Annotated in this window: 2 protein-coding genes (1 of these 2 only partly in view); both read right to left on the bottom strand. The window is 68.2% G+C overall.

Annotated elements, in window-relative coordinates; translation table 11 throughout:
• Positions 1 to 31: 31 nt before the first annotated feature.
• Positions 32 to 1405, bottom strand: a complete 1374-nt coding sequence (locus OV287_RS35995) for a cytochrome P450 (RefSeq protein ID WP_267538561.1) — start codon at positions 1403 to 1405, stop codon at positions 32 to 34.
• Between the two features lie 10 nt (positions 1406 to 1415).
• Positions 1416 to 9148 carry the final stretch of a non-ribosomal peptide synthase/polyketide synthase gene (locus OV287_RS35990; RefSeq protein WP_267538560.1) on the bottom strand. It continues 19558 nt past the right edge of the window, so 7733 of the gene's 27291 nt are visible here — the last part of the coding sequence; the start codon falls outside the window, past its right edge; its stop codon occupies positions 1416 to 1418.

Raw genomic sequence — 9148 nt, 5'->3', positions numbered from 1 at the left:
CACGGGCTTCGAAAAGAGAGGAGACGGATGCTCACGCCGCTGCGGGCACGGGATGGAGCGTGGCCAGCACACCGTTGCGCGGGCGATGGGTGGAGCCGGACATGATGACGAGCTCGTACCCAGGTGCCAGGCGGAGCTGGTAGTGCTGCAGCAGTGTGGCGAGCGCTGTCGTGAGGAGGGTCAGCGTGTAGCCGTTGCCCACGCATTGCCTCTGTCCAGCGCCGAAGGGCAGGTAGGCGTAGCGGTGCCGGCCTTCCTTGCGCTCGGGGAGGAAGCGCTCGGGGATGAAGCGCTCGGGCTCCTCCCAGAAATCGCGATGCCGGTGCAGGATGTAGGGCGAGATGATCACCTTGGTGTCCGGGGTGATGGTCCAGCTTCCGAGCTGATCCTCCTTCGCCGCCCGGCGCACGAACTGCCACGCGGGAGGGCGGAGGCGCAGCGTCTCCTCCACCACCGCACGCGTGTAATGCAGGGCCTGGAGGCTCTCGGCCGTGAGGGGATTTCCTCCCAGGACGGTGGCCAGCTCTTCGCGGATGCGCTGCTGCACCTCGGGGTGGTTCGCCACCTCGTAGCAGATCCACGTGAGTGCCACGGACGTGGACTCATGCCCGCCGACATAGAGGGACACCAACTCGTCGCGCACCTCGGTGTCCGTCATCGCCACGCCCTGCGTGTCCCGTGCTTCTATCAGCATCGTCAGCACGTCCTCCCTGGGCGTGGAGGACTGGCGGCGCTCGGCGATGAGGCCGTAGAACACGGTGTTGATGTCCTCGACGGCCTTCATGAAGCGCTTGAACCGGGACCGGTACAGGCGAAGCATCCCCCCCAAGGCCTCCAGCAGTGAGTCGTGGGGGCTGTGGATCTCCTGCGAGAAGTAATTGATCGTCTCACGGAGCAGGGGCTGGCTCTCGTAGATGTCCTTCGAGAAGATCGAGGTGCCGAGCATGCTGATGACCAGACGGCGCATCTGGTTCAGCAGCTCCACCGGCTCACCGGTGCTGGCGAGCGGCGCCAAGCGCTCAACCGCGCGCTGGGCGTCCTGCACCATCCCCTCCACCATCCGGGCCAGCCGCGGGCGATGAAACGCGGGCTGCACCATGCGCCGCTGGCGGAGCCAGAAGTCACCCTTGCTGGCGAACAGCCCCCTGCCCAGCATTGGATCCGGCCCATCGCCCATCATGGAGAGGTAGTTGGTGGCGTTGTCCGCCAACACGCGTTGCGCATGGTCCGGATGCGACAGCAGCCAGGTCGGGCCATGGTGTTGGTGGAAGAAGACGATGTCGCCGTGCTTCTGCTGGCCTCGGACCAGCAGCCCCAGCGGGTTCTTCAACTGCTGGATGCCGGTGCCCAGGAGCCAATGGCGCTTGGGCCCTGGGGGTAGGGCGGAATTCTTTGGAGACGTCATGGCGTATCCCTCACTCTTGGGGCTCTGGCTCGTCGGGGGATGGGGACTCGGAGGCCAGCAGTTTCTGGACCTCCAGATCGTCCAGTTGGTCGAGCTGATCCATCATTGATTCGAGCTCCGACAGATCTACCTGGGCCGTGAGCCGCAGGATGTTCAGGGAGAGCGCGGCCACGGTGGGAGCTTCGAAGAAGTCCTGTACGGGGAGCTCGACGCTGAAGGCGGAGCGGATGCGAGCGATGGCCTGGGTGGCGAGCAGAGAGTGGCCACCGAGCTCGAAGAAGTTGTCGTGGATGCCCACGCGCTCGAGCTGCAGCACCTCACTCCAGATGGAGGCGAGCTGCTGCTCGGTGTGATTGCGAGGAGCGATGTACCCGGCGTCGGGCGCGAGTGCGGAGCCAGGAGGAGGCAGGGCGCTCCTGTCCACCTTGCCATTGGAGGTGAGGGGCAAGGACTCCAGGGAGACGAAGGCCGAGGGCACCATGTACTCGGGCAGCTTCCGCAGCAGCCAGGTGCGCAGCTCCTCGGGCTTCAACCCGGGGAGCGAGATACCCTCACCCCGTCCCTCTCCCGGAGGGAGAGGGGAATTGGAGGCAGTGGGCACCACGTAGGCCACCAAGCGCTTGTCGCCCGGGGAGTCCTCGCGCACCAGGACGAGGGCCTGGTGCACCTGGGGGTGAAGCTCCAGGGAGGCTTCGATTTCACCCAGCTCGATGCGGAAGCCGCGCAGCTTCACCTGGAAGTCGATGCGGCCCAGGTAGTCGAGGTTGCCGTCGGGCAGCCAGCGGGCCTTGTCGCCAGTGCGGTAGAGGCGAGCGCCGGGCGTAGAGGTGAAGGGGTCGGGGAGGAAGCGCTCTGCGGTGAGCTCCGGACGGCCGAGGTAGCCGCGGCCCACCTGGACACCGCCGATGAAGAGCTCACCGGGTACTCCGACGGGAACCGGCCGCAGGTGAGAGTCGAGGAGGTAGAGGCGGGTGTTGGAGATGGGGCGGCCGATGGAGACAGCACCGGCGGCGGCATCATGGGCGGAGACGGTGTGGACGCAGCAGCCGACAACCGTCTCGGTGGGGCCGTACTCATTCACCAGTTGGGTGAGGGGAGCATGCGTGCGCCAGAAGGCGAGCGTGTCGGCGGTAAGGGCCTCGCCGCCGATGATGAATGAGCGAGTGAGGCCAGCGGCCTTGTCGGCAGGAATCTGTTGTTGGAGCAGGCGCAGGTGGCTGGGGGTGAGCTTGACGAGGCTGAAGTTGTCGCCGCGCAGCAGGGCCTGGGAGAGGCCCTCGAAGCCCTGGGAGTCAGGGACGAGGAGGACAGGGCGGCCCACCATGAGGGGGGCCAGGAGGCTGGTGACGGTGAGGTCGAAGGAGAGGGAGGAGTGGACGGGAGAGCCGTTGCCTTGGGCAATGGAGTAGGCCTGGGTGCACCAGAGCAGGTAGTTGACGACGCCGCGGTGCTCCAACATGGCGCCCTTGGGGCGGCCGGTGGAGCCAGAGGTGTAGATGACGTAGGCGAGGTTGTCGGGGAGCACGCGCACGTTGGGGGAGTGCGAGGGCTGAGAGGAGATGGAGTCCCAATCGGAGTCCAGGCAGACGAGGAACTCGCTCTGGACGGGAAGCTCGTCGGCGAGGTGTTGCTGGGTGAGGAGGATGGGAGTGAGCGAGTCGCGAAGCATGAAGGCCAGGCGCTCGGAGGGGTAGGAGGGGTCGAGGGGGACGTAGGCGGCGCCAGCCTTGAGGACGCCGAGGAGGCCGACAACCATCTCCAGGGAGCGCTCGAGGCACAGGCCGACGCGAACGTCAGGGCCGACGCCGAGGGAGAGCAGGTGGTGTGCGAGCTGGTTGGAGCGCTCGTCGAGCTGACGGAAGGAGAGGCGCTGGTCGCCGAAAGAGACGGCGAGGGTGTCTGGAGTGAGTCGGGCCTGAGACTCAAAGAGGTGGTGGACGCAGGTGTCGGCGGGGAGGGGAGCGTGAGTGTCGTTCCAGTCGACAAGGAGTAGCTGGCGTTCGGCCTCAGTGAGAAGGGGAATGGAGGAGAGGCGGGAGTCGGGGTTGGAGACGGCCGCTTCCAGCAGCACCTGCAGGTGCTCCATGAGACGGGAGATGGTGCTGGGCTCGAAGAGGTCGGTGCTGAAGTCGCAGACGAAGGAGAGGCCAGAGGGAGTCTCGTCAACGAAGAGGGTGAGGTCGAACTTGGCGGCGCCAGTGGCACTCTGCGCGCTGCGGAAGGTGAGGCCAGGCAGGCGCAGCTCGGGAGCCGGAGCGTTCTGCAGGACGAGCTTCACCTGGAAGAGGGGAGCGTGAGAGAGGCTGCGCTCGGGGTTGAGCACGCGCACCAGCTCCTCGAAGGGGACGTCCTGGTGTGCGTAGGCGCCGAGGGCCACCTTGCGGGTGCGGCCGAGCAGCTCGCGGAAGGAGGGGTCACCGGAGAGGTCGCCGCGCATGACGAGCTGGTTGACGAAGAAGCCGATGAGGCCCTCGGTGTCGGCATGGGTACGGCCGGCGATGTCGGTGCCGACGAGGACGTCTGTCTGGCCAGAGTAGCGAGAGAGCAGCGTCTGGAAGGTGGCCAGCAGGGCCATGAAGGACGTAACGCCCTCGCGCTGGCAGAGCGACTCGAGCGCCTTGGAGAGCGTACTCGGCATGAGCCGGGAGACACTTGCACCGCTGTAGGAAGGTACGGCGGGCCGAGGCTTGTCGGTGGGCAGCTCCAGCAATTGGGGCGCGTGGGCGAGCTGCTGGCTCCAGTAGGAGAGCTGGGCCTCCAGCGCTTCGCCCTGGAGCCAGTTGCGCTGCCAGGCGGCGTAGTCGGCGTACTGGAGGGGAAGCTCGGGCAGGGGCGAGGGCAGACCCTGGGAGAAGGCCTGGTAGAGAGCGGCCACCTCGCGCACCAGCACGCTCATGGACCAACCATCGGAGATGATGTGGTGCATGTTGAGCAGCAGGACGTGCTCGGTGTCGGCCAGCTTGAGCAGCAGGGCGCGCAGCAGTGGCCCTCGGGCGAGGGAGAAGGGACGACGGCACTCCTCTTCCACCCGCCGACGGGCCTCGGCCTCTCGCTCATGAGCGGGCAGGGCGCTGAGGTCGGCGCGCTCCAGCACCATGGGCGAGGGCGGAGCAATCACCTGGAGGGGCTGGCCAGACTCGGAGGGGAAGGAGGTGCGCAGGGCCTCATGGCGGCGCACCAGCTCGGAGAAGCTCTTCTCCAGCGCGGCCGTGTCCAGCGTGCCCTCCAGCCGCAGGGGCGCCGGCAGGTTGTACAGAGGGCTGTCGGGGATGAGCTGATCGAGGAACCACAACCGCTGCTGAGCGAAGGACAGAGGCAGGGGCTGCTGGCGCGACACGGGCTGTAGCGGGGGAGGGGCGAGCGCTGGCGTGGAGCCGGTGCTGGCGTCGATGCCACGGGCGAGCGCCTCGAGGGTGGGGGCCTCGAAGAGGGCGCGCAGGGGCAGTTCCACCCCGAACACGGAGCGGATACGGGCGACGACCTGGGTGGCCAGCAGCGAGTGGCCGCCGAGCTCGAAGAAGTTGTCGTGGAGGCCCACGCGCTCGACGCGCAGCACCTCGCTCCAGACGGAGGCGAGCCGCTGCTCCGTCTCATTGCGAGGAGCGACGTACTCGGCGGTGGCCATGAGCGCCCCGTCCGGAGCGGGCAGGGCCTTCCTGTCCACCTTGCCATTGGCGGTGAGGGGCAGCGCTTCCATGAAGACGAAGGCCGCGGGCACCATGTACTCGGGCAGCCGCTGCTGGAGGAAGTCGCGCAGGGCGGTGACGGAGGGCGGCTGCCCGGCGGAGTCTGGCACCACATAGGCCACCAGGCGCTTGTCGCCGGGGGAGTCTTCGCGCACCACCACCACGGCCTGACGCACCTGGGCCTGCTGTTGCAGCGCGGTCTCAATCTCGCCGAGCTCGATGCGGTAGCCGCGCACCTTCACCTGGAAGTCGATGCGGCCCAGGAACTCGAGCGAGCCGTCGGCGCGGCGGCGCACCCGGTCTCCCGTGCGGTAGAGCCGGGCACCGGGCGTGGCACTGAACGGGTCCGGTACGAAGCGCTCGGCGGTAAGGTCTGGGCGGCCGAGGTAGCCACGCACCACTCCCTCGCCGCCGATGAAGAGCTCTCCGGAGATGCCGAGGGGCACCGGCTGCATGCGCTCATCCAGCACGTACAGCTGGGTATTGGCGATGGGCGTGCCCAGGGGGACGGGGCCGTCGAGCTGAGCGGGCACGCAGTGGGTGGAGGACCAGACGGTGGTCTCCGTAGGCCCGTACATGTTGAGCAGGGAGGGCACGCGCTGGCGCAGTTCGCGCGCCAGCTCGGCGGACATGGCCTCGCCGCCCACGAGCATCTGTTGGAGCGAGCGCAGGGCCTCGGAGGAAGAGGCCTCGAGCAGGAGGGCTCGCGCCATGGAGGGCGTGCACTGGAGGTGGGTGACGGAGTGCTGGCGCACGGCCTTGGCCAGCCAGCCGGTGCCCAGGGTGTTGGACGGGAGCACGACGGAGAAGCCGCGCGAGAGCGTCCACTGCAACTCCAGGACGGAGATGTCGAAGGAGAGGCTGGTGACGGCCAGCCACACACCGCGCTCGGGCCTGTGCAGGCTCGCCTCCATGGCGGTGAAGAAATTGGCCACGGTGCGGTGGGGCACCTGGACGCCCTTGGGACGGCCGGTGGAGCCCGAGGTGAAGATGACGTAGGCGAGGTTGTCCGGGCTGGCCAGAGGCGCGGGCGCGTGCGTGGGCTGGCCGCGCAGCACCTCGTCATCGAGGTCCAGGGACACCACGGAGGCACCGTGCTCCTGCGGGAGGCGCGGCAGCAGGGCGGGCTGGGCCAGGAGCACGGCGGGACGGGCATCCTCCATCACCCAGCCCAGGCGCTCGCGAGGGTAGGAGGGGTCGAGGGGCACGTAGGCGCCGCCGGCCTTGAGGATGGCGAAGAGGCCCACCACCATCTCCAGGGAGCGCTCGGAGCACAGGCCCACGCGGACCTCGGGCCCGACACCCAGGTGGCGCAAGCGCCAGGCGAGTTGGTTGGCGCGTTCGTTCAGCTCGCGGTAGGTCAGCCAGGAGCCCTCGAAGCCCAGGGCGGGCGCATCCGGCGTGCGCAGCGCCTGGGACTCGAAGAGGTGGTGGATGCAGGTGTCCACCGGCAGGGGTACGTGAGTGTCGTTCCACTCGCGCAACACCTGGTGCCGCTCGGCCTCGGTGAGCAAGGGCAGCGAGGACAGGCGCAGGTCGGGATTGGCGATGGCCGCCTCCAGCAACACCTGCAGGTGCTCCATGAGACGGGCCAGGGTACTGGCCTCGTACAGGTCCGTACTGTAGTCACACAGCAAGGCCAGGCCCTGCTCGGTCTCGTTGACGTAGAGCGTGAGATCGAACCTCGCCGCGCTCGTGGTGTTCTCCTCGGCTCGCAGGGTGAGGCCGGGCAGCCGGAGCTCGGGAGCGGGGGTGTTCTGCAGGGCGAGCTTCACCTGGAAGATGGGCGCATGGGCGAGGCTGCGCTCGGGGTTGAGCACACGCACCAGCTCCTCGAAGGGGATGTCCTGGTGGGCGTAGGCGCCGAGGGCCACCTTGCGGGTGCGGCCGAGCAGCTCGCGGAAGGTGGGGTTGCCGGAGAGGTCCCCGCGCATGGCGAGCTGGTTGACGAAGAAGCCGATGAGGCCCTCGGTGTCGGCGTGGGTGCGGCCGGCGATGTCGGTGCCCACCACGATGTCCGTCTGGCCGGAGTAGCGCGAGAGCAGGACCTGGAAGGCGGCCAGCAGGGCCATGAAGGAGGTGACACCCTCGCGCTGGCAGAGCGACTCGAGCGACTGGGAGAGTGCACGAGGCATGAGCCGGGAGAGGTTGGCCCCGCGGTAGGAAGGCACGGTGGGACGGGGCTTGTCGGTGGGCAGCTCCAGCAACCGGGGTACATGGGCGAGCTGCTGGCGCCAGTAGGAGAGCTGAGCCTCGAGCGTCTCGCCCTGGAGCCACTGGCGCTGCCAGGCGGCGTAGTCGGCGTACTGGAGGGGAAGCTCGGGCAGAGGTGAGGGCTTGCCCTGGGAGAAGGCCTCGTAGAGGGCGGCCACCTCACGCACCAGCACGCCCATGGACCAGCCATCGGAGATGATGTGGTGCAGGTTGAGCAGCAGCACGTGCTCGGTGTCCGACAGCTTCAGCAACAGGGCTCGCAGCAGCGGGCCGCGGGCCAGGGAGAAGGGCCGGCGGCACTCCTCCTCGAGGAGACGGTGGGCCCCGGCCTCACGCTCGTGCGTGGGCAGGGCACTGAGGTCAGCGCGCTCCAGCGCCAGGGGCGAGGGCGGAGCAATCACCTGGAGGGGCTGACCGGCTTCAGAGGCGAAGGTGGTGCGCAGTGCCTCGTGGCGGCGTACCAGCTCGGAGAGGCTGTGCTCCAACGCGGCCGTGTCCAGCGTGCCTTCCAGCCGCAGCGCAGAGGGCACGTTGTAGATCGCGCTGTCGGGGATGAGCTGATCGAGGAACCACAGCCGCTGCTGGGCGAAGGACAGGGGCAGGGGTTGCTCGCGCGACACGGGCCGCAAGGGCGGCAGGGTGGGCGTGGTACGGGTGGTGGCGTCGATGACACGGGCGAGCGCCTCGACGGTGGGAGCTTCGAAGAAGTCCTGTACGGGGAGCTCGACGCTGAAGGCGGAGCGGATGCGAGCAATGGCCTGGGTGGCAAGCAGAGAGTGGCCACCGAGCTCGAAGAAGTTGTCGTGAATGCCCACGCGCTCGAGCTGCAGCACCTCACTCCAGATGGAGGCGAGCTGCTGCTCGGTCTGGTTGCGAGGGGCGATGTACCCGGCGTCGGGCGTGAGTGCGGAGCCAGGAGGAGGCAGGGCGCTCCTGTCCACCTTGCCATTGGAGGTGAGGGGCAAGGACTCCAGGGAGACGAAGGCAGAGGGCACCATGTACTCGGGCAGCTTCCGCAGCAGCCAGGTGCGCAGCTCCTCGGGCTTCAACCCGGGGAGCGAGATACCCTCACCCCGTCCCTCTCCCGGAGGGAGAGGGGAAGTGGAGGCGGTGGGCACCACGTAGGCCACCAGACGCTTGTCACCGGGGGAGTCCTCGCGCACCAGGACGAGGGCCTGGAGCACCTGGGGGTGAAGCTCCAGGGAGGCTTCGATTTCGCCCAGCTCGATGCGGAAGCCGCGCAGCTTCACCTGGAAGTCGATGCGGCCCAGGTAGTCGAGGTTGCCGTCGGGCAGCCAGCGAGCCTTGTCACCGGTGCGGTAGAGGCGGGCACCGGGCGTGGAGGAGAAGGGGTCGGGGAGGAAGCGCTCGGCGGTGAGCTCCGGACGGCCGAGGTAACCGCGGCCCACCTGGACACCGCCGATGAAGAGCTCACCCGGGACACCTACGGGCACCGGCTGCAGGTGAGAGTCGAGGAGGTAGAGGCGGGTGTTGGAGATGGGGCGGCCGATGGAGACAGCACCGGCGGCGGCATCATGGGCGGAGACGGTGTGGACGCAGCAGCCGACAACCGTCTCGGTGGGGCCGTACTCATTCACCAGCTGAGTGAGGGGAGCATGCGTGCGCCAGAAGGCGAGCATGTCGGAGGTGAGGGCCTCGCCGCCGATGATGAAGGAGCGGGTGAGGCCAGCGGCCTTGTCGGAGGGAAGCTGCTGCTGGAGCAGACGCAGGTGGCTGGGGGTGAGCTTGACGAGGCTGAAGTTGTCGCCGCTGAGCAGAGCCTGGGAGAGGCCCTCGAAGCCCTGGGAGTCAGGGACGAGGAGGACAGGGCGGCCCACCATGA

It is taken from the genome of Archangium lansingense (assembly GCF_026626635.1).
GTDB lineage: Bacteria > Myxococcota > Myxococcia > Myxococcales > Myxococcaceae > Archangium > Archangium lansingense.
Note: the sequence above shows the minus strand (reverse complement) of the source record. Positions and strands in the feature narration are given on the sequence as shown.

Coding starts and splice junctions, on each gene's coding strand:
- OV287_RS35995 (WP_267538561.1), bottom strand. CDS start 1,405: ATGACGTCTCCAAAGAATTCCGCCCTACCCCCAGGGCCCAAGCGCCAT.